The sequence below is a fragment of the Rhodomicrobium vannielii ATCC 17100 genome (assembly GCF_000166055.1).
Classification (GTDB): domain Bacteria; phylum Pseudomonadota; class Alphaproteobacteria; order Rhizobiales; family Rhodomicrobiaceae; genus Rhodomicrobium; species Rhodomicrobium vannielii.
In genome coordinates, this window is record NC_014664.1 from 3,282,940 (window position 1) to 3,304,128 (window position 21,189).

Sequence of the window (21,189 nt, forward strand, 5' to 3'; positions counted from 1 at the left end):
GCTAGTTCGCGTCCATCTTCAGCGCGGCGATGAAGGCCTCTTGCGGGATTTCGACGCGACCGAATTGCCGCATCTTCTTCTTGCCCTCCTTCTGCTTGTCGAGCAGCTTGCGCTTGCGGCTGACGTCGCCGCCATAGCATTTCGCGGTGACGTCTTTTCGGAGTGCAGACAGCGTTTCGCGCGCTATGATCTTCCCGCCGATGGCCGCCTGGATCGGGATCTGGAAGAGGTGGCGGGGGATCAACTCCTTCAGCTTCTCGCACATCATGCGCCCGCGCGTCTCGGCGCGCCCGCGATTCACGATGATCGAAAGCGCGTCGACCGGCTCGGCGTTGACAAGGATGGTCATTTTCACGAGGTCGCCCTCGCGGTACTCGATGAGCTGGTAATCGAAGCTGGCATAGCCGCGCGAAACAGACTTCAGCCGGTCGTAGAAGTCGAACACCACCTCGTTCAGCGGCAGTTCGTAGACCACCATGGCGCGATTGCCGGCATAGGACAGATCGATCTGCCGTCCGCGCCGATCCTCGCACAGCTTGAGCACCGCGCCGAGATAGTCGTCGGGAACGAGGATGGTGGCCTTGATCCACGGTTCTTCGATGTGGTCGATCTTCACGATGTCCGGCATGTCGGCAGGGTTGTGCATCTCCTCCATCTGCCCATCGATCATGTAGAGGCGATAGATCACCGAAGGAGCGGTGGTGATGAGATCGATATTGAATTCGCGTTCGAGGCGCTCGCGGACGATTTCGAGGTGGAGCAGGCCGAGAAAGCCGCAGCGGAAGCCGAAGCCGAGCGCCGCGCTCGTCTCCATCTCGTATTGGAAACTTGCGTCGTTAAGGCGCAGCTTACCCATCGCGTCGCGCAAATCCTCGAATTGCGAGGCGTCCACTGGAAACAGGCCGCAGAACACGACCGGCTGCACCGGCTTGAAGCCCGGAAGGGCCTTCGCCGTGGGCCGCTTTTCTTCGGTGATCGTATCGCCGACGCGCGTATCTGCCACTTCCTTGATCGCGCCGGTGAAAAAGCCGACTTCGCCCGGGCGGAGCGCATCAAGCATCTCCTGCTTCGGACGGAAAATGCCGACGCGATCCACCGGGTAGACGCCGCCGGTCTCCATCAGCTTGATGCGCATGCCCTTCTTAAGCACGCCGTCGATCATGCGGACGAGCACCACCACCCCGAGATAGGGGTCGTACCAACTGTCGATCAGCATTGCCTTGAGCGGTGCCTTGACGTCGCCCTCGCGCGGAGGCGGCAGGCGGTGCACGATGGCTTCGAGCACCGCTTGGATGTTGAGGCCGGTCTTGGCCGAAATCTCCACCGCGTTGGATGCGTCGAGGCCGATCACGTCCTCGATCTGCTGCTTCACGCGGTCCGGCTCTGCGGCTGGCAGGTCGATCTTGTTCAGGACGGGGATGATTTCGTGATTGTTGTCGAGCGCCTGATAGACGTTCGCGAGTGTCTGCGCTTCTACGCCTTGGCTCGCATCGACGACGAGGAGCGAGCCTTCGCACGCGGCGAGACTGCGGCTCACCTCATAGGCGAAGTCGACGTGCCCCGGCGTATCCATCAGATTGAGCTGATAAAGCTCGCCGTCCTCGGCCTTGTAGTCGAGCCGCACGGTCTGCGCCTTGATGGTGATGCCGCGCTCCTTCTCGATATCCATGTTATCGAGAACCTGCGCCTGACCCGCCATTTCGCGGTCGGTCATTCCACCGCAATACTGAATGAGCCGGTCGGCGAGCGTGGATTTGCCGTGATCGATGTGCGCCACGATCGAAAAATTGCGGATGCGCGAAAGTGGCGTCACGGTTTTGGGCGCTCCTTTGGCGGCCTCCGCCGTTGGCGCGGCTGTGGCGGCAACGGTATTTGAAGGCTCGGTGTTCATCGGCTCGGGCGATTTCGGCTCGGTCATGGCGCCTTACATAATGGAAAAGACAAAAAGCTGAAAGGGCGGCGGCGAAGGTTCGAGGACTCACCGCAGGTGCTGAATGGTCGCGCGGAATGAGCGTCAGCGCTTTTGACCAATCATAAGCGCTCTAAGTCATGTTGGCGCATGATTCTATCGCAAAAACCGCCATGCCATTGCGGAGCCTGCCCACGCATCAGGCGAAGGTTGCGGAAGACGCCCCGCTAACGTTGCACCGCCTTTACGGTGGGCCTTTAGGTCGCCGACGCTTATTTTTCTTACCAGACCTTCCAATCAAATTCGCATCATAATCTGATCGGTAAACGGTCTCCGCTTTTAAGTTAGACAGATTCACCGATCAAGTTGCTTCATCCGGATTATATTCCGACGCTAACGGCAGGCCCAGCACCGCTCTGTGATTATGCGCGATCAGACAATTACTCGTCAGAGCTGTGGTCCCGGATCGCAAAAGCCGCCCTGCACCCTCCATCTTTCCGCTAGTCGGTCATGCGGCGGCAGTCGCGCTCGCGAGGCATTCAGCGATGGCGTTCAGGGCAGCTTCAGCGTTCGCTCCGTTCGGACCGCCGGCCTGCGCCAGATCCGGCCTGCCACCGCCGCCTTGTCCGCCGACCGCCGCCGCGCCGGCCTTGACGAGATCGACTGCGCTATAGTGTTTCGTAAGATCGCCTGTTACGCCGACCACAATGCCCGCCTTGCCGTCGTCCGTGACACCGACGATGGCGACGATCCCAGACCCGATCTGGCGTTTGCCGTCATCCACCAGGCTGCGCAGATCCTTCGGCTGGATGCCCTGAACCGTGCGCGCGAACATGGTCACGTCGCCAACCTGGCGCACCGGATTTTCAGCTCCGGCCTGATCGCCGCCAGTGCCGAGCGCGATCTTCTTCTTTGCGTCGGCCAATTCGCGCTCGAGCTTCTTGCGCTCATCGATCAGATTCTGCAGACGCGCCGGGACTTCCGATGGCGCAACGCGGAGGAGTTCGGCGGCTTGCCGGAGAGCCGCTTCCTGATGCGAAAGATGCAGGCGTGCAGCATTTGCGGTCAGCGCCTCGATGCGTCGAACACCGGCCGCGACCGCAGTCTCTTGCACGACCTTGACGAGGCCGATTTCACCCGTCGCCCGCACATGCGTGCCGCCGCATAGTTCCACCGAGAAGGCGCGGCTTCCGCGTTCGTCATGGTTGGCCTCACCCATCGACACGACGCGCACTTCTTCCCCGTACTTCTCGCCGAAAAGCGCCATGGCGCCTGCAGCGACGGCATCATCCACCGCCATAAGGCGGGTCACCACAGGACTATCGCGCAGCACGACCGCATTGGCCAATTCTTCAACGGCTGCGAGTTCTTCCTTGGAAAGCGGCTTCGGGTGCGAGAAGTCGAAGCGCAGCTTGTCCGGATCGACGAGCGAGCCTTTTTGAGTGACATGCGTCCCAAGAGTCTCGCGCAGCGCCTCGTGAAGCAGGTGTGTCGCAGAATGGTTCGCGCGGATCGCGGTACGGCGCGCATGATCGACCTGCATTTCGACGGCATCGCCGACCTTGAGCGGCCCCTTTTTGACCGTGCCGACATGGGCGAAGAGCTTCCCGAGCTTCTTCTGCGTCTCGGAAACGTCGAAGTGGGCGCTTTTCGGCGCGATAATAACACCCCTGTCGCCGACCTGGCCGCCAGATTCGCCATAAAAGGGTGTCTGGTTGAGAATAAGGATACCTTCTTCGCCAGTTTTCAATTGTTTGACCGGCTTGCCATCTTTCACGATCGCGACAATCTGGCCTTCTGCGGCTTCGGTTTCATAACCCAGAAACTCAGTCGCTCCGGCCTGATCCAGCACATCGAACCAGACCTTGTCCGTAGCCGCCTCTCCGGAACCCGCCCAAGCCTTGCGCGCTTCGGCCTTTTGTTGCGCCATCGCGGCGTTGAACTGTTTGATATCGACACTGATGCTGCGGGCTTTCAGCGCGTCCTGCGTCAGATCAAGCGGAAAGCCGTAAGTGTCATACAGCTTGAACGCGACGTCGCCGGAAAAGGTGTCGCCCGCGCCCAGCGAACCCGAGGCATCATCGAGAAGGCTCAGGCCGCGAGCAAGCGTCCTCCGGAAGCGGACCTCCTCGATCTTGAGCGTTTCGCCGATCAGCGCCTGCCCGCGCACAAGTTCCGGATAGGCCTGCCCCATCTCCCGAACCAGAACGGGAAGCAGACGGTAGAGCAACGGTTCTTCAGCGCCCAGCAGATGGGAGTGGCGCATTGCGCGTCGCATGATGCGACGGAGAACGTAGCCACGCCCCTCATTTGAGGGTAAGACGCCGTCCGCGATAAGAAACGCCGAAGCGCGGAGATGGTCGGCGATGACGCGATGGCTCGGAAGCGCGGCGCCTTCGGCCGGCACTCCGGTGGCATCGACCGAAGCGCGGATTAGCGCCTGAAAGAGGTCGGTATCGTAATTATTGTGAACGCCTTGCAGCACCGCCGCAACCCGTTCAAGTCCCATCCCGGTATCGATCGAGGGCCGCGGCAGGTCGAGCCGCTCTGTCTTCGAAACCTGCTCGTATTGCATGAAAACGAGGTTCCAGATTTCAATGAAACGGTCGCCGTCCGCGTCCTCGCTTCCGGGAGGGCCTCCTGGAACCTTCGGACCATGGTCGAAGAAAATTTCAGAGCAAGGACCACAGGGGCCTGTTTCCCCCATCGACCAGAAATTATCAGAAGTCGGAATACGGATGATGCGGTCATCGGGCAGCCCGGCGATTTTCTTCCAAAGGGCGTGCGCGTCATCGTCCTCGGAGAAGACCGTTACGAGAAGCCGCTTCTTGTCGAGGCCGTATTCCTTAGTGACGAGCGTCCACGCCAACTCGATGGCGCGCTCCTTGAAATAGTCGCCGAAGGAGAAATTGCCCAGCATCTCGAAAAAGGTATGGTGCCGCGCGGTATAGCCGACATTGTCGAGATCATTGTGCTTGCCGCCGGCGCGCACGCACTTCTGCGCGGTAACTGCGCGCTTGTAAGGCAACGTCTCCATGCCTGTGAAGACGTTCTTGAACTGCACCATGCCCGCGTTCGTGAACATCAGCGTCGGATCGTTCCGAGGCACGAGCGGACTCGAGGGAACGTGCTCGTGCCCATTCTTGCGAAAGAAATCGATGAAGGTTCCGCGGATCTCGTTAAGGGTGCTCATAACCAAATTCGTTTCCAATGGACAAGCGCGGCTTTACCGGTGACCAACCCGCGCCAGAGATAAAGCATATCGGCACTCGACAGCGATACCGCAATTTCCCTTTATAGGGCAAGCCGCCCACAGCAATCCCGCCACATCAGACCGATTTGACACACCAACCCGCAGCCTAACGGCTGGCTCCCTTCCGGCTCGGGGGCGGTGCCTCAGCCTCGCTTGGAATCTCACCGTCGCCGCTATCGTCGTCGCCATCCGTGCCGTCGAGGATTTTTGTCGCGATCAGTCCGGCATTGGCCCGGATTTCCCGTTCTATTGCTTCAGCCACCAGAGGGTTGCCGCGCAAAAAGGCCTTTGCATTTTCTCGACCCTGTCCAATTCGCTGGCTGTCATGCGAATACCAGGAGCCTGACTTCTCCACGATGTTCGCCTTCACCCCGAGGTCGACCAGTTCCCCTGTCTTCGAGATGCCTTCGCCATACATGATGTCGAACTCGACCTGCTTGAATGGAGGGGCCACCTTGTTCTTCACAACCTTGACGCGAGTTTGATTGCCGACAACCTCGTCCCGCTCCTTGATCTGTCCGATGCGCCGGATGTCGAGGCGCACGGATGAGTAGAATTTGAGTGCGTTGCCGCCCGTGGTGGTTTCTGGATTGCCAAACATCACGCCGATCTTCATGCGAATCTGATTGATGAAGATAACAAGGCAATTCGATTTCGAGATCGATCCAGTTAACTTTCGAAGCGCCTGGCTCATGAGGCGAGCTTGCATGCCCGGCAGTACATCGCCCATTTCGCCTTCAATTTCGGCCTTTGGTGTCAATGCGGCAACCGAATCCACCACGATCACGTCGATCGCGCCGGAGCGCACCAGCGTATCGGTGATTTCGAGCGCCTGTTCGCCCGCGTCGGGCTGCGAGATGATCAACTCTTCAAGATTGACGCCCAGCTTTCGCGCATAGCCGGGATCGAGCGCGTGCTCGGCGTCCACAAACCCGCAGGAGCCGCCTTTTTTTTGGGCTTCAGCAATGACGTGCAGCGCGAGCGTCGTTTTGCCAGACGATTCAGGTCCGAAAATCTCGACGACACGGCCACGCGGTAACCCGCCTATCCCGAGCGCGATATCAAGGCCCAGCGATCCAGTGGAAATCGCTTCGACCTCGACGAGCTTGTCGTTCTTGCCCAGCCGCATGACGGATCCCTTACCGAAATTCCGCTCAATCTGACTCAAGGCGGCTTCGAGGGCTTTCTGCTTGTCCATGCTGTCCCAATTCCCTTCGATCACGCGGAACGGCGTCTCGCTCATGAATCGTTATCCTTGTTTATTTCATAGCGGCCATGGACTTGCAAACGACACCGAATGTACTTCATTTGTTCTTGTGTGCAAGTGTTTTAATGCAACCTTCGGTCAATTGTCCAGTCCGTTGCAATTGCGTCACCCCGAAGCCGATAACTGTGGAAAAGGCAAGAGGCGAGCTTGAGTTCATCATTTGTTCCGCGATAAAGTTGAACTCAACCTGAGATAGAAGTCTGGCAATCTCAGTATGAGTTCGTGCATGAACGAGAGCAGCGCACCTTTCGGAATCTGGCGAGGAGTGCAAGCGCGTCGACTAGGCAGCGGCGGCCTTGACGGTTTCGGCGAGCTTCTTGAGCGTGAAGGGCTTCGGAAGAAAAACAAAATTTTCGTCGGCACTCAGGTTCTTGCGAAAAGCTTCCTCCGCATATCCAGACATAAATATAATGCGAATGTCTGGGTTTCTCTGCCGCAGGTGGCGCAAAAGGGTAGGGCCATCCATCTCGGGCATCACGACGTCACTCACCACGAGGTCAACCTGGCCTTCGTGCCGATCCATGATTTCGAGCGCCTCGACGCCGCTCGCGGCTTCGAGCACGGTGTAGCCGCGCGTGGCAAGCGCGCGCGATGCGAAAGAGCGCACGGCGTCTTCGTCCTCAACCAGCAGGACGGTTGCCTTGCCGGTGAGATCGATGGTCTGCTCCGGCGCCTCACCGCGAGTTTCGAGGGCTTTCAGGTCGAGCTCGGTTTCGACATACCGTGGCAGGAAAATTCGAAAGGACGACCCTTTTCCCATCTCGCTGTCGACGAGAATAGTGCCGCCCGTCTGCTTTACGATGCCGTAGACGGTGGACAGCCCAAGTCCCGTTCCCTTGCCGACCTCTTTCGTCGAGAAAAAGGGATCGAAAATCTTCTCCAGATGCTCGGGCTTGATGCCGGTCCCAGAGTCTCGCACCTCCACGGTGACATACTCGCCTCGCTCGACGCCACGCTCCTTGAGAAGAAGGGACTCGCGCTCGCTAACATTAGCTGTGGAGATTGTGATGTCGCCCCCTTCCGGCATCGCATCCCGCGCGTTGACCGCGAGGTTCATGATGACCTGGAAAATCTGGCCTTCATCGGCCTTCACGAACCAAAGATCGCGGCCGTGCTGTACCTTGGCCTTTACCTTCTCCCCAAGCGTTCGACCCATCGTCGCCTGGAATTCCTCGATGACGTCCGTCAGCCGAAGTATGGCCGGGCGCAAAGTCTGCCGACGCGAATAGGCCAGAATCTGTTTGACAAGTTCAGCCGCGCGGGTCGCATTATTCTTGATATTCATCAAGTCTTTGAACGCCGGATCGGACGCGCGGAAGCGGCGCAGAAGCAGGTCGGAGAAGCCGATGATAGCGGTGAGCAGGTTGTTGAAATCGTGCGCGATACCCCCGGCGAGTTCGCCCACGGCCTGAAGTTTTTGCCCTTGCGCCGCTTTCTCATCGGTGAGCGCGCTCGCCACGGGCTCTGCGGCGGTTACGACCAGATGATTTCCATCCGCCGCCGGAAAGATCATAATCCGAATGCGGCGGTTGATTGCGTCCTTTGGAACGGCATGAAGCTCGACCGGAGCGGGGTTCGCATCCGGGGTGGAGAGCAAAGCGGCGATCTTTTCCTTCACCGTCTGGGCGGAGGATTCGGCAAGCAGCGAGGTCAGCGCTTTGCCATGAATGTCAGCCACCTGCGAGCCGTCTACGCCTTCGGCCCCGAAAATCTGACGGAAAACCCCATTGGCGCCGAGGATCACGCCTTTCGTGTTCAGGATTGCCATCGCGTCGGGGGCCGAGGCGACGATGGTCTCGAATGCCTCATCCAGTCGCCCGGCTGCGGCATCCGCAGGCGTCACGAGCCACACCCCGCCGCCGTTGAGCGTATCGGCCAAATGCAGACAGGCCTGCCGGGTGAAACCGTTGGCGCTCACCACCTGAACCTGGATATTGCCTCCAGCTTTCGCGATGACGTCGCGAAGCCTTGCCCGCGTGAGCGGATTGCCACGCCGCGTTCTGAAAAGCGACCAAGCCTCCCTGCCGATGGGCGAACCTCCCGCCAGCTTCTCGAAGGCCTTGTTTGCGCTTTGTACGCTGAGATCCTTATTCACCGTCAGGGCGGCTACGGGGAGCATCTCGAGCAGATCAGGGGTGCGACGCTCGCCCGATACATCCTTTCTGAATTGCTCGATATGCCAGAGAAAAAGCTGCGTCCGGTTTCCCCGCTCGCCCAGGGGAGCTATCCCCAGCACCGCAGTTTCGCCGCCGCCCAAATTCGGCAAAACAATTGTTTCCGTATGCTTTCTGCCTTCGCGCCCGGCAGAGAGAAGCCGGAAAACGGCTGCCGCGGTTTCGCGGTCGCGATCACCAAGCCGCGAGAGGTTTTGATCAACGCCCAAACCACCAACAATCGCGATGAAATTGTCGCTACCGCCCTGAATGATGCCCTTCCTGTTGGTGACAGCGATAGCGCCGGGAAGCGCCCGGACGACATCGAGGCCCGGATCGCCCGTCGTTCCCTCAGGCTGCTTGAACTGGATCTGGCCCGTCGCAAAAAGCACTCCGGCGGCGGCGCCAACAAACGCGAAAATCGCGAGCGCTATCTCGCCTTGGCCCGCAAGCGAGAGCGTCACGGCGGCTGTAACGCCTGCGCCGACAGCTATGCTGCCCCAGTGGGGAGTTTTCTGCGCCAACGCCATCGACCGAGTTCCCATTCCGTTACCTCATCATGGGCCCACTATGGAATGATTCGGCTTGCCTCAAGATTCACACACGGAATGTCAACGTCGCGCGCGAAGTGTTAAGAAAAGCTTACTACGGTCTGAGCACGGCCCATCGTTTTCGAGGGAGCCATCCGGGGATATAAAGTTGCCGCATGCGCCCAAAATAGCCGGTCACTTGCTCAAAAGGTCGCCGCTACCCGACGCCCACCGACAGGAGATCTGGATCGCTCGCCCCTCCCACGATCAACTCGCCTCGCGGAACCGCTCCGCCGCCTGCAAATCCACGCTGACGAGCTGGCTTATGCCCTTTTCCTGCATGGTGACGCCGAAAAGCCGGTTCATGCGCGCCATGGTCATCGGGTGGTGGGTGATGACGAGGAAGCGTGTCTCGGTGGAGCGCGCCATCTCCTCCATCATGGTGCAGAAACGGTCGACGTTGGCGTCGTCGAGCGGCGCATCCACCTCGTCGAGCACGCAAATCGGCGACGGGTTCGTGAGGAACACCGCGAAGATAAGCGCGAGCGCGGTCAGCGCCTTCTCGCCGCCAGAAAGCAGCGTGAGCACCTGCGGCTTCTTGCCGGGCGGGCGGCAGAAGATTTCAAGGCCGCTTTCGAGCGGATCGTCGCTCTCGATCAGTTGAAGCTCGGCTTCGCCACCGCCGAACAGGATCTGAAACAGCCGCACGAAATGCGCTTGCACCGTGTCGAACGCTTCGAGCAGGCGCTTGCGGCCTTCCTTGTTGAGGCTCGCGATGCCTGTGCGCAGCTTGCCGATGGCTTCTTGAAGGTCGGAGCGCTCCTTCTCCATGCCGTCGAACTCGCCGCCGAGCGCAGCCGCCTCTTCCTCAGCGCGCAAGTTCACGCCGCCGAGACGCTCGCGCTCCGCCTTGAGCTTCACGATCTGCTGTTCGATCTCCTGCGGCGACGGAAGCGTCGCGTCATCCTCAAGGCCAACCGCGCTCAAGATCTCCGGCGGCTGACACTCGAACGTGTCGCGGATCGCGTTCGCATATTCGGCGCGGCGCTCACGGGCGGCCTCAAGGCGCGCCTCGATGCGGGCGCGGGTTTCGCGCGCGGTGGAAAGCCCCGATTGCGCGTCGCGAAGCGAGCGGTCGGCTTCGCGAAGGCCGTTCGTTGCGGCGGCGAGCTGATCGGCGGCGGCCTTCCGCGCGGTTTCGGCCTGCCCGATTTCCATGAGAATCTTGTTACGCCGATCCGCAATCTTCGCCGGAAGCTCCTCGGCCTCGGCCAGTTCCGCTCGGATGCCGTCGAGCCGTTCGGCGAGACTGTTGATTTGCGCGTTCGCGCTCTTGGTGCGCTGAAGCCAGCGAAGCCGCTCCTCGCCGATCTGCTTGAGGCGGAAGGCGCGGGCGCGGATGTCGCGGTCGATGTCGTCGAGCGCGGCCTTGGCCTGAGTATAGACATCACGTGCGGCGGCCGCGCGCTCCTTGAGCCGTGCCAACTCGGCTTCGGCCTGATCGACGGGGCGCGCCTCTTCAAGCGCGGCCTGTGCGTCCTCGCGGGCGGCCTCGGCCTCTTCGCGCGCATAGGCCGCGCGCTCGCGGGCTTCCTCAATATTACGAAGCTTGTTCGCCTCTTCCATCGCAGCCCGCTCGGCCTGCGAGAAGGTTGCGCGTTTCTGCGCCAACTGCGCCTGCGACGCACGGACTGCCTCGCGAAGACGCTTCTCCGACGCCTGCGCCTCGGTCGCGGCGTTCTGTGCGGCAAGCCGCTCCGCTTCGGCGCGGTCGGCGGCTTCGCGCACCTCGTCGAGCTGCTCCTCAAGCCCGGCAAGGCGGTTGCGCTCGGCGAGACGGCGCGCGGCGGCGGATGGCGCATTCGCGGCGGATACGAACCCGTCCCACCGCCAGAGGTCGCCTTCGCGTGTCACAAGACGCTGTCCGACGGCCAAACTCGCCTTCAGCCGCTCGCCCTCGTCGCGGCTCGCCACAACGCCAATCTGCGCGAGGCGGCGCGAAAGCTCCAGCGGTCCGCGCACGAAGTTCGACAGCCGCTCCGCGCCGTAGGGCAGTGCCGGATCGCCGCCTGCGTCGCTGACAAGCGTCCACCGCGTTGGCGATGTCTGATCGGCGGTCACGTCGAGGTCGTCGCCGAGCGCCGCGCCAAGCGCCACCTCATAGCCCGCCGAGACGGAAATCTGGTCCACGATGGGCTTGAAGCGACCCGCGTCGGACGGCTTTAACAGCTTGATGAGCGTGGCCACCTCGGTTTCGAGGCTCTTCGCGCGGAGCCTCGCAGCGCCCGCCGCGTCGCGCGTGTCCTTCTCGCGCAGCCGCGCCGCCGCGACGGCTTCCTCCGCCGCGATGATATCGCCTTCGATGGTCTCGATCTGCGCTTCGAGCATGGCGACGTCTTCGCGCAAATCTTCTACCGGCGAAGCAGCTTCGGCCCGCGCGCGAAGATCGGCCAACTGCCGTGAAAGCTCCGCCTCCTGCTGCGCGAAGCGGCCCGCGCGGCCACCATGTTCGGCGATTTGGGCTTCAAGCTGGCGGCGCTCGGCGCGAAGCTCGGCCACCTTCGAGGTCAGGACGTTGAGCGCGTCCTCGGCCTCATTCAGCCCCTCCATCGCGTTTTCGGCCCGCGCTTCGGTTTCGGCGCGCGCCTCCGACCCGTCGCCAAGCGCGCGAAGGGCCTCCTCGTCGCGGTCGAACTTTTCGAGAAGCTCGCGCGCCTCCGCTATGGCGGCATCCTCGCGCTCGGCGTCCGCCTGCACCTGCACGAGGCGCGCGCGAAGCTCGGCCTCGCGCTCCTTCGCGCGGGCTTCCTCGCGGTCGAGCGTGTTGCGTTCCACCTCGATGCGATGGAGCACGGCGGCGCGCGTCGCTTCCTCGTCACGCAAAGGCTGGAGCGCGTCCGCCGCCTCGGCCTGCAAGCGCAACGCCGCCGCTTCGGCCTGCGTGAACTGGCCGACCGCGCGCAGGGCTTCGAGAAGCTGCGCCTCTTCGCTCTGCACGGCCACGTTCGCCGCCGAATAATGCAGGTGATGCTGCATCGCTTCGAGCTTGCGAAGCTCCGTCGTCAACTCGCGATATTTCTGCGCCTGCCGGGCCTGCCGCCGGAGGCTCGAAAGCTGGTTGCCGAGTTGGCCGAGCACGTCCTTCAGGCGTTCAAGATTTGCCTCGGCGGCCTTCAGGCGCAGCTCCGCTTCATGGCGGCGCGTATAAAGGCCCGCGATGCCCGCCGCGTCTTCGAGAATGCGGCGGCGGTCCTGCGGCTTTGCGTTGATGAGCTGGCCGATGGTGCCTTGCTGCACCATCGCCTGACTGCGCGCGCCCGTCGCTGCATCGGCAAACAGGATCTGCACGTCCTTCGCGCGGACTTCCTTGCCGTTGACCTTGTAGACGGAACCCGCCTCGCGCTGGATGCGGCGCGAGATTTCGAGCACGTCGGCATCGTTGAAGGCGGCGGGGGCAGTGCGTTTCGTGTTGTCCACGGCAACCATCACCTCGGCCATATTGCGGGCCGGGCGCTTGTCGGTGCCTGCGAAAATGACGTCGTCCATCGCCGACGCGCGCATGGTCTTGTAGGACGTTTCGCCCATCACCCAGCGCAGCGCTTCGAGCAGGTTCGACTTGCCGCAGCCGTTCGGCCCGACGACGCCCGTCAGGCCGGGACCGATGAGAAGTTCGGTCGGCTCCACGAAGGATTTAAAGCCAAGAAGCCTTAGCCGTGTGATCTGCACAAGTCTCGCCCTTCCGTTTCACCGCCCGTCACGCCGCCCGGCCGCAGACGCGAGCGGATCGCGTCAGGCCGGATTGGCGGAAACGTGCTGCTGGGACTGTGGCTGCTGCGCCGCCGGTGCGGACGCGGCGGGATTCGCCAGCGCAGCCTCGATAATCGGCTGCATTTCCTCGAACGACACGGCACCCGCCAATTTCTTGCCGTTCACGAAGAATGTCGGCGTGCCCGATACGCCAAAGCCCCGGCCCCGCTGTTTTACCAGGACCAACGCATCATTAATGCTTTGATTCGTGAGGCACTCGTCAAACTTGTCCCGCTTTATTCCTGTGAACTTCACAGCATTGTAAATGTCGTCGGGCTTAACCTCCTGCGCAACCCATGTCTGTTGCGTCGAAAGAAGCTTCTCCACGACCTTGAAATAGTCCTTCTGCGGCAGGCAGCGGCTTAGAACGGCAGTGGCGGCGGCAGCCTTCCCGATCGGATATTCGCGCAGGACGAGCTTCACCTTGCCCTTGTCGATATAGGCCTTCTTCAGCTTCGGCAGCGTCTCCGCCTGAAACTTCGCACTGTTCGCGCAGGTGAGCGACAGATATTCGACAACCGTCACGGGCGCGTTCCCCTTGCCGATCACCTGATCGCCGAGCGGGCCGGGTTCTGCGAGGTCCGCCGCCGAGATCACCCTCTCCGACTTCGGCTTGTCAGCGTCAGCCTGCGCGGCTTCGTCGGCGCCAAGCGACAGCGACGGAAGCGAAGGCATTGAAGGCATGGCGGGCAACGAAACGCCGCTGGTGCAACCGGCCAGCAGAGCCGCGAATGATGCCGCGCCAACAAGACGTGCAACGCTTGAAAGTGTCATCGGTCCCACCCGTTCTTGACCCTCGAAGACGAGGTCACGCCTCCCTCGGCGCGCTTCGGCCTCTATAAAAGGAAAGCGCCGCTTTCGCGGCGCTGACTTGCTTATTGCGTGCCGAGATACGGCTTCATCGCCTCGGCGAAAGCCTCAATCGTGGGCGCGCCGTCGAATTTCTTTCCGTTGATGAAGAACGTCGGCGTCCCGCGCACGCCCTGTTTCTCGCCGAGACCGCGAACGGCCAGAATCTTTTTCTGAAGGTCTTCATCTGCGAGGCACTTGTTGAACTCGGCATCGTTCAAACCCGCCTGCTTCGCATAGAGCTTGAGCGGCGTCAGCGCGTCCTGCTTGAAAGCCCAATCGTCCATCTTCTTGAACAGGAGATCGTTGAACGCGAAGAAGCGGCTCGAATCGAGGCAGCGCGCCAGCACGGAGCCCGCGAAGCCCGCATCGTTCAGCGGAAACTCGCGCTGGACATAACGAACCTTGCCGGTATCGATGAACTGCTTCTTGAGTTCCGGCAGCACGTCGCTGTGGAAGTGCGCGCAGTGCGGACAGGAGAGCGACGAATATTCGATGATCGTGACGGGCGCATCGGCCTTGCCGAGTGCCATGTCTGGAAGCGCAGGCTGCGCCGCCGCGTCCTGCGCCACGGCCGGCGAAACAAAGCGACCGTCGATCAGGATAGAAAAGCCCAGAGCAAGGGCCAGGGCGGCCACCGGGGCGAAGACTGATAACTTCAGTTTCGAGGACACAAGCGCTCTCCAAATCAAATTCGATTTGCGATGTTTTGGAGCGCGCGACAATAAATTTCAAGCGCGACTGTTGAAGAGGCTGGGGAGAGCGCGATCAAAGACCGCGCGCTTTTCGACCTTCGGCCATGCGGGCGAGGGCGGCGGCGAGGCGATCCTGTGGCTGCGGAATGGCAGCTTGGGGCTCGGGTGTTGCGAAGGGCGTGCCGCTTGTCGAGGCGGTGGCACCCGCTGGGGCAGCACCTGTCGACGCGATCGCCGCCTGCGAGACCGTCGCGGCAGGCGCGGACCGGGTCGGCGCGCGGCGAACAGGCTTTGCGGGCTTTGCCGAAATCGGCCCCTGCACGATCCGAAGCGCGCTGACCGCACGGAAGCCGAGCGTTCGGTTGATCCGCTCCACGAGTTGCGGCGCGATATATTGCACGTCGAGCGCCTTTGCCGGCTCGACCTTGAGAAGCAGCACCGATGGCGGCGTGCGTCCCTCGAAGCCAGGTTCCGGCGCACCCTTTGTCAGGCGCTCGGGCTTCGTGTGCGATGAAAGCCCGGCGCCCGCGATGGCGGGCCATTCCGCCAGAAGCTCGGCCATGACCGTGCCGCCCCGCGCGAGCGTCTTGCCCGCGACCGGCGCGATGAACCGCCCGACCGAAACCGGACCCTTGTATGGAACCGCCGACGCGTTTGCGCCGCTGCTCTTGCCGTGTTGGTTGAAGATCGCCATAGCTTGGGCGATGGCTGATTCGAGGCATGACATGAAGGCGCGTAACGCCGGGTGCCGCTGTTTGGTGTGCGCCTGATGCAGAAGAGGCACAGCGCGCGGCCCGCATTCGCCGCCGAGAGCTTTCAGCGGGCGCTGCTTCGCTGGTACGACGTCGCGCGGCGGGATCTGCCGTGGCGCGCGAAGCCGGGCGAACTCGCCGATCCTTACCGCGTGTGGCTGTCGGAGATCATGCTTCAGCAGACGACCGTGAAGGCGGTCATCCCCTATTTCGAGGCGTTCACGCGGCGCTGGCCGACCGTTGACGCGCTGGCCGATGCGTCACGCGACGAGGTGCTCGCGGCGTGGGCGGGGCTCGGCTACTACTCCCGGGCGCGGAACCTGCACGCCTGCGCGCAAGCGCTGGCCCAGGGCGGCTTTCCGGCGGATGAGGTGGGCCTTCGCGCTCTGCCGGGCGTCGGTGCATATACGTCGGCGGCGATTGCGGCCATCGCCTTCGATCTGCCCGCCGCAGTTGTTGACGGCAATGTGGAACGCGTGCTCGCGCGGGTTTTCGCGCTCGAGACGCCGCTTCCCGCCGCGAAGGGCGAGCTTCGCAAACTAGCCGCCGAGTTGACGCCCGCGTCGCGTCCCGGCGATTACGCGCAAGCCATGATGGATCTCGGCGCGGGGATTTGCAGCCCGCGCTCGCCTTCGTGTCTGGTGTGTCCGGTGCGGGCGTTCTGTGCCGCCGCTGCGAAGGGCGATGCGGAGCGCTTTCCGCTGCGCGCGGCGAAAGCGGCGAGGCCGACGCGGCGCGGCGAAGCCTTCGTGATCGTGCGGGACGGCTGCATCCTGCTGCGGCGGCGCGCGGACAAGGGGCTGCTCGGCGGCATGATGGAGGTGCCGACATCGGACTGGGTCGCCGATGGCGCGGTTGCTGCGCGCTCGACGCGCGGGCGGCCGAAGGTCGGTGCGGACGCGGCGGCTATTGCATCACCGCGAGCCGACACATCGCCTGCGGGGGCAGCATGGCTACCGGGGCGCACCGTTCAGCACACTTTCACGCATTTCCATTTGGAGCTTCGCGTGTTCGCAGCCGACGCGGACACCGCCCCTTCAGCCGCTGCGGCATTTTCCGGCGAATGGGCCGCGCTCGACAACCTCGCCGCCTTTGCGCTTCCCTCCGTCATGAAGAAGGCTGTCGCGTCCGGCCTCGAAACTCTTGGTTTCGGCCGAGCGCCTTAGCCCCTATGAGCTGTGCTTGTACTTCACCGAGCAGCCATAAGGTCGCGTGACCGGCGTCGCTACCGGCTTGCCCGCCGCGAGGTCGTCGAGCGCCGCGCGCACGTAGTTTTTCGCGGCCTTGACATCCGACGGGACGGCGGTCGGCTTGTCGTCGATGCCGCCCTGATAGACGAGCGTGCCGTCGCCGTTGACGATGAACATGTGCGGCGTGGTTCGCGCGTCGTAGGCGCGGCCGACCTTGCCTTCCGGGTCGAGAAGCACGGCGGCGGGCGCGGCTCCGCGCTTTTCGCTGAGCTTGTTTGCTTCCGCGCCCGACACTGCGCCCTGCTCGCCCGGCGCGGACGAGATGACCGAAAGCCAGACGACGCCCTTCGCCGCCGCGTCCTTCTGGAGCGACTGGATGTTGTTCGTCGAATAGTGCTTCTGCACGTAGGGACAGCCGTCATTCGTCCATTCGAGCACGACCGTCTTGCCGCGATAGTCGGAGAGCTTCACCGTCTTGCCGTTCGAGTCGGTGGCCGAGAAGTCGGGTGCGGGCTTGCCGACTTCAGGCGCGGCGTAAGCAGCGGCGGTCATCGCGACGCTCGCAAGAAGCACGGCCAGCTGTTTCAGGAAAGACATCGTCAGGCTCCCTTGTTGGAGGATGGACCGGCGAGTTTCGCCTTCGTTTTCGTCTCGTCGAGCACAAGACCGACCGTCAGAAGTTGAGGCAGCACGCGCGGCTCCTGCCCGCCACCTGGATAGAACAGGTAGAGCGGCACGCCAGCGCGCCCGAATGTTTGCAACAGGTCGGTGATCTCGGGGTTCCGGCTCGTCCAGTCACCGACGAGATAGGTGATGCCGCGCTTCGCAAAGGCGTCGGCCACGGCATCGGACTTCAGCGCCACGCGCTCATTCACCTTGCAGGTGATGCACCATGCGGCGGTCAGGTTCACGAACACGGGCTTGCCCTCGGCGATAAGCCCTTCGAGCCGCGCCTTGGTGAACGTCTCGCCCGAGAGCGCCGTCTTCTCCGCGCTCGTCGCCATGTTGACGCTGCCCGCCGTTTCCGCGAGCGAGAGCGAAACCGCGAACGCCGCGACGCCGAGCATTGGCGCGATGAGCTTCAGTCGAAGTGGCGCGTAGGTCGTCTTGCCCGCGAGCCACGCCGCGAAGCCGACGCCGACGAATGCCAGCGCCGCCGCCATCACGCCATCGCTGCCGGTCTGGATCGACAGCACCCAGACGAGCCACGCGGCGGTTGCGTAAAGCGGGAAAGCGAGCACCTGCTTCAGCGTTTCCATCCACGCGCCGGGCTTCGGCAGGATGCGCTGCAAGCCGGGGCTGAGGCTCAGAAGCATGACGGGGGCCGCGAAGCCGAGGCCGAGGCCGAGCATGACGGCGGCAAGGACTGCGGTCGGCTGCGTCAGCGCGTAACCGATGGCCGCGCCCATGAATGGAGCTGTGCAGGGCGTCGCCGCAACGGCTGCGAGCACGCCGGTGAAGAAATAGCCCGCATTGCCGGGTTTTCGCGCGAGGCTGTCGCCCGCATTCATCAAACCGCCGCCGAAAGATACGACGCCCGAGAGACTGAGCCCCATCACGAAGAACAGGATCGCGAGCGCCAGCACGAAGGCGGGGGACTGGAACTGGAAGCCCCAGCCGAAGGCGGCGCTTCCCTCGCGCAGCACGGCGAGGAGCGCGGCGAGCGCGGCGAAGCACACGAGCACGCCGCCAAGATAGGCGAAGCCCTGCTGCACATGCCCGCCTTCGGACTTCTTCGCGAAGCCGAGTGCCTTGATCGCGAGTACCGGGAAAACGCAAGGCATGAGGTTCAGGATTGCGCCGCCGAGGAACGCGAAGAGTATGGCGAGGCCGACGCTCGTTACCGCGCCTTCGTCCGAAGCGGGACCGTTGCCGACGACCGCGCCACTGGCGGAGGGGGCGGCTTTATGGGCGGCCTCGGTGATGCCGCCGCCACCCGACGCGCCGCCTTCAGCAAGCTTCGCGGGCGCGCCGAGCGCTGCGCTGTCCGGTCCGCGCGTCGCCGTAATCACATAGCCCTTGCGTTCGCCGCCCTTGGTGAGCGCCAACACGCCTTCGAGCCTGTCGGGCGTCTCTTTCGTCTCGCCCTGCTGCATGTCGAGCGTGAGCTTGCCGCCCTCGATCGCCATGGTCTGCGGTGCCGAGTTGGAAACCGCGCCCCAGCCGAGGGGGAAGAAGCGCGCATCCGTCGCACCGTTGAGAATGGAAGCGTCGGCGCTGACGGTCAGCCGAAGCTCGCCCTTGGCGGCGTTGACCGAATAGGCCGCCGAACCCGGAAGCGGCACCGGCACCGTCGAGCGCGCCTTCTCGATGGCCGCCGCATGGTCCGATGGCGTGCCTCCGCCCGCCGCCGCGACGGGCAACGTCAGCCGCGCCTCGCTTTCTTCCGGGACGCAGATGTCCTTGCAGACGAGATAATTGACCTTCGCGGCCAGCGTTACGCTGTCGCCCGCGATGTCCTTCGGCACGGCGATGTCGGTGAGAAGCAGGAGGTCGCCGCTATAACCATAATCCACGAGCGGCGGGATAGGGATGATATCGGGCAGCGGCCACTGGATCGGACCGGCCTCGAAGCCCTGCGGCAGCGACCACGCGATGGAGGTCGGCTCGCCGGAATCGCCCGGATTAAGCCAGTAGGTGTGCCACTCCGGCTCGATCCGCTCGCGCACGGCGATAGTAATCGTCTCGCCCGGAACCACAGCGGTCTTCTCGGCCAGAAGATCGACCTCGACGTGCTTTATCGGCGCGGCTTCTGCCGACGCGATACCTGCAAGAAGGATGCAGGCCAGAAGAAGCCCGAGCACGGATTTCGATTTCCAGTGTATCATTCGCACCCGCTTGCGGTTGGGGGCTCACAGCATGAGAGGCCGCGACGCCTATCGGTCAGATAGTCTTCCATAACACGCAAGATCAAGGGGCGCGACGCCGGAAGGCTTGGGCGGAGCGGCTGAAACAGCGCGCTTTCACGCTTTTCTGAAGCTTGCGGACGCTGCCCGTCGCTTCCTGCCGGAAACCCCGGAAAGCGCCTCAAATTCGCCCCAAAAAACCCCAAACCGTCTCTTGCTTAGGCGGGGTAGAAATATTTGTATCCGGTCTTGAACGGACACCTTGTCGTGGCGCCGTCTGGTCGCATCTGACCTGATCGAGAGATCCTTTCGCGCTGCAACGGCAGATTACTTTCGGGAGTTGGGGAATGGACCGTCGCACGTGGCTCAAGCTTGCCGCATCCACAGCCGCCGCGGCTGCGTTCCCGCTGCCGTCTTTTGCGCAAATCAATCTCTCGCCCGACAGCCCGGATTCCTATCCCTTTTCGGAAGAGTTGCTCGATGCCTTCGCGCGCCGCCGCGCCGACGAGCCGTTCAAGGCCCCGGAAAAGAAGGTGGACGAGGCGCTCGCCAACCTGACCTACGAGCAGCACAACCGCGCCATCGTCTACAAGGACGATCAGGCGATCTGGCGCAACGATAACGTGCCTTTCCGTCTCGAACCTTACCACACAGCCGGCGCGATCTTCGCGTTCCCGGTCGAGCTGTTTCAGGTCGATGCGGGCCGCGCGACGAAGATTCAGTATGCTGCGGATGCCTTCGAGTTCAATGCGCCCGCGAAGGCACCCGCTACGCCCGCGCAATCCGACTTCGCCGGTTTCCATGCGCAGGCACAGATCGATCGCCTCGGCGTTTTCCGCGACTTCCTGAGGTTCCTCGGCGCGACAAATTTCCGCGCCATCGCGAGCGGACAGGTCTTCGGCGTGTCGGCGCGCGCGCTTGCGATCAACACCGGGCAGACAGGCGGCGAAGACTTCCCGCTGTTCCGCTCGTTCTGGATCGAGCGGCCGCGCCCGGTCGATCAGTCGCTCGTCGTGCATGGGCTGTTCGACAGCGTGAGCGCGGTCGGGCGCTACAAATTCACCGTGACGCCGGGCTTCGACACGATCATCGACACCGAGGCCACGATCTACCCGCGTCGCCGCATCGCCTATGCAGGCATCGCGCCCATCGCGAGTCGCTTCTTCTTCGGCCCGTCCGCCGCGCCGAAGCGGCGCGACTTCCGCCCGCGCGTGCATGACTCCGAGGCGCTGGCGATCCTCAACGGCCAGGGCGAGCAGATCTGGCGGCCGCTCCTCAATCCCGAGCGGCTGCAGTTTTCGGTCTTCGTCGACAAGGGGCCGAGGGGTTTCGGCCTCATCCAGAAAGAGCGCTCGTTCGCCGCCTATCAGGACACCGATGCGCAGTTCGAGAAGCGCCCGTCGCTCTGGATCGAACCGGTTGGCGACTGGGGCGAGGGCTCCATCGATCTGATCGAGCTTCCCGCGCCGGAAGAGGTCAACGAGAACATCGTCTGCTTCTGGCGGCCGAAGGACGGGCTTGGCCCCGGCATCGGCCACCGCTACCGTTACCGCATGCACTGGTGCTGGACGCCGCCCATCGAGAATCGGCGCGCGAGCGTGGCGCAGACGCGCATCGGCGAGACGAAGTCGGGCGACATCGCTTTCATCGTGGACTTCGCGAACACGGAGCGTTGCGACGGTTGCAATCCTTCGGCAGTCGCCACTCAGGTCACGGCGTCGGCTGGTGAGGTGCGCAATGTGCGCGTCGCTGCGGGGCCGGAAACTGGCATGCAGCGACTGCGCTTCGAATATGCCCCGTCTGGCAGCGATCCGGCGGATCTGCGCGCGCAACTGCTCGTCGACGGAAAGGCGGTTTCGGAAACCTGGATCTTCCGTTGGGCGCGTTGACGCGCTCCCCAAATCTCATCGGGCATTTTTGATTACTCCGGCGTTTGCG

At 62.9% G+C, this 21,189-nt stretch carries 12 protein-coding genes; 2 read left to right on the forward strand and 10 right to left on the reverse strand.

Features of this window, described 5'->3' with window-relative positions:
* Nucleotide 1: 1 nt before the first annotated feature.
* The 8 genes from lepA to RVAN_RS19230 all read right to left on the reverse strand — a co-directional run bounded on the left by lepA (nucleotide 2) and on the right by RVAN_RS19230 (nucleotide 15,190).
* On the reverse strand, nucleotides 2–1,813 hold the full coding sequence (lepA, locus tag RVAN_RS15180) for a translation elongation factor 4 (RefSeq protein WP_041789354.1): 1,812 nt from the start codon (nucleotides 1,811–1,813) through the stop codon (nucleotides 2–4).
* 604 nt (nucleotides 1,814–2,417) lie between these two features.
* The gene (alaS, locus tag RVAN_RS15185; protein ID WP_013420596.1) at nucleotides 2,418–5,102 is read right to left on the reverse strand and encodes an alanine--tRNA ligase; all 2,685 of its coding nucleotides are present in this window, start codon (nucleotides 5,100–5,102) and stop codon (nucleotides 2,418–2,420) included.
* Nucleotides 5,103–5,268: 166 nt separating this feature from the next.
* Entirely contained in the window at nucleotides 5,269–6,405 is a 1,137-nt protein-coding gene (gene recA, locus RVAN_RS15190; protein ID WP_013420597.1) for a recombinase RecA, read from the reverse strand.
* A 304-nt stretch (nucleotides 6,406–6,709) separates the two neighbouring features.
* Nucleotides 6,710–9,127, reverse strand: coding sequence for a response regulator (locus RVAN_RS15195; protein WP_013420598.1), 2,418 nt, complete (start codon nucleotides 9,125–9,127; stop codon nucleotides 6,710–6,712).
* 252 nt (nucleotides 9,128–9,379) lie between these two features.
* The gene (locus RVAN_RS15200) at nucleotides 9,380–12,838 is read right to left on the reverse strand and encodes a chromosome segregation SMC family protein (RefSeq protein WP_013420599.1); all 3,459 of its coding nucleotides are present in this window, start codon (nucleotides 12,836–12,838) and stop codon (nucleotides 9,380–9,382) included.
* 63 nt (nucleotides 12,839–12,901) lie between these two features.
* Nucleotides 12,902–13,594 (reverse strand): DsbA family protein, encoded by a 693-nt coding sequence (locus RVAN_RS15205; protein ID WP_049779464.1) that lies wholly within the window; start codon nucleotides 13,592–13,594, stop codon nucleotides 12,902–12,904.
* A 200-nt stretch (nucleotides 13,595–13,794) separates the two neighbouring features.
* Nucleotides 13,795–14,442 carry a DsbA family protein gene (locus tag RVAN_RS15210; RefSeq protein ID WP_013420601.1) on the reverse strand — a complete coding sequence of 216 codons (648 nt, stop codon included), beginning with the start codon at nucleotides 14,440–14,442 and terminating at the stop codon, nucleotides 13,795–13,797.
* A 94-nt stretch (nucleotides 14,443–14,536) separates the two neighbouring features.
* Nucleotides 14,537–15,190 carry a DUF721 domain-containing protein gene (locus RVAN_RS19230; RefSeq protein ID WP_081449490.1) on the reverse strand — a complete coding sequence of 218 codons (654 nt, stop codon included), beginning with the start codon at nucleotides 15,188–15,190 and terminating at the stop codon, nucleotides 14,537–14,539.
* Nucleotides 15,191–15,232: 42 nt separating this feature from the next.
* Between RVAN_RS19230 and mutY the strand changes: the two genes are divergently transcribed.
* Nucleotides 15,233–16,381 carry an A/G-specific adenine glycosylase gene (gene mutY, locus RVAN_RS15220; RefSeq protein WP_049779656.1) on the forward strand — a complete coding sequence of 383 codons (1,149 nt, stop codon included), beginning with the start codon at nucleotides 15,233–15,235 and terminating at the stop codon, nucleotides 16,379–16,381.
* A 3-nt stretch (nucleotides 16,382–16,384) separates the two neighbouring features.
* Here mutY and RVAN_RS15225 read toward each other — a convergent pair whose 3' ends face one another.
* A complete protein-coding gene (locus RVAN_RS15225; RefSeq protein WP_013420604.1) occupies nucleotides 16,385–17,002 on the reverse strand; it encodes a thioredoxin family protein in 618 nt (205 codons plus the stop codon).
* A 2-nt stretch (nucleotides 17,003–17,004) separates the two neighbouring features.
* A complete protein-coding gene (locus tag RVAN_RS15230) occupies nucleotides 17,005–19,233 on the reverse strand; it encodes a protein-disulfide reductase DsbD family protein (RefSeq protein WP_013420605.1) in 2,229 nt (742 codons plus the stop codon).
* Between the two features lie 365 nt (nucleotides 19,234–19,598).
* On the opposite strand from RVAN_RS15230, the gene RVAN_RS15235 reads away from it, so the two are divergent.
* The gene (locus RVAN_RS15235) at nucleotides 19,599–21,140 is read left to right on the forward strand and encodes a glucan biosynthesis protein (RefSeq protein WP_013420606.1); all 1,542 of its coding nucleotides are present in this window, start codon (nucleotides 19,599–19,601) and stop codon (nucleotides 21,138–21,140) included.
* The last annotated feature ends 49 nt before the right edge of the window (nucleotides 21,141–21,189 follow it).

What these genes read in the sequence shown, in the direction of transcription:
- mutY (WP_049779656.1), top strand. Translation starts at nt 15,233, where the DNA reads ATGCAGAAGAGGCACAGCGCGCGGCCCGCATTCGCCGCCGAGAGCTTT.
- RVAN_RS15235 (WP_013420606.1), top strand. Translation starts at nt 19,599, where the DNA reads ATGGACCGTCGCACGTGGCTCAAGCTTGCCGCATCCACAGCCGCCGCG.
- alaS (WP_013420596.1), bottom strand. Translation starts at nt 5,102, where the DNA reads ATGAGCACCCTTAACGAGATCCGCGGAACCTTCATCGATTTCTTTCGC.
- recA (WP_013420597.1), bottom strand. Translation starts at nt 6,405, where the DNA reads ATGAGCGAGACGCCGTTCCGCGTGATCGAAGGGAATTGGGACAGCATG.
- RVAN_RS15225 (WP_013420604.1), bottom strand. Translation starts at nt 17,002, where the DNA reads ATGTCTTTCCTGAAACAGCTGGCCGTGCTTCTTGCGAGCGTCGCGATG.
- RVAN_RS15195 (WP_013420598.1), bottom strand. Translation starts at nt 9,127, where the DNA reads ATGGGAACTCGGTCGATGGCGTTGGCGCAGAAAACTCCCCACTGGGGC.
- RVAN_RS15205 (WP_049779464.1), bottom strand. Translation starts at nt 13,594, where the DNA reads ATGCCTTCGCTTCCGTCGCTGTCGCTTGGCGCCGACGAAGCCGCGCAG.
- RVAN_RS19230 (WP_081449490.1), bottom strand. Translation starts at nt 15,190, where the DNA reads ATGTCATGCCTCGAATCAGCCATCGCCCAAGCTATGGCGATCTTCAAC.
- RVAN_RS15230 (WP_013420605.1), bottom strand. Translation starts at nt 19,233, where the DNA reads ATGATACACTGGAAATCGAAATCCGTGCTCGGGCTTCTTCTGGCCTGC.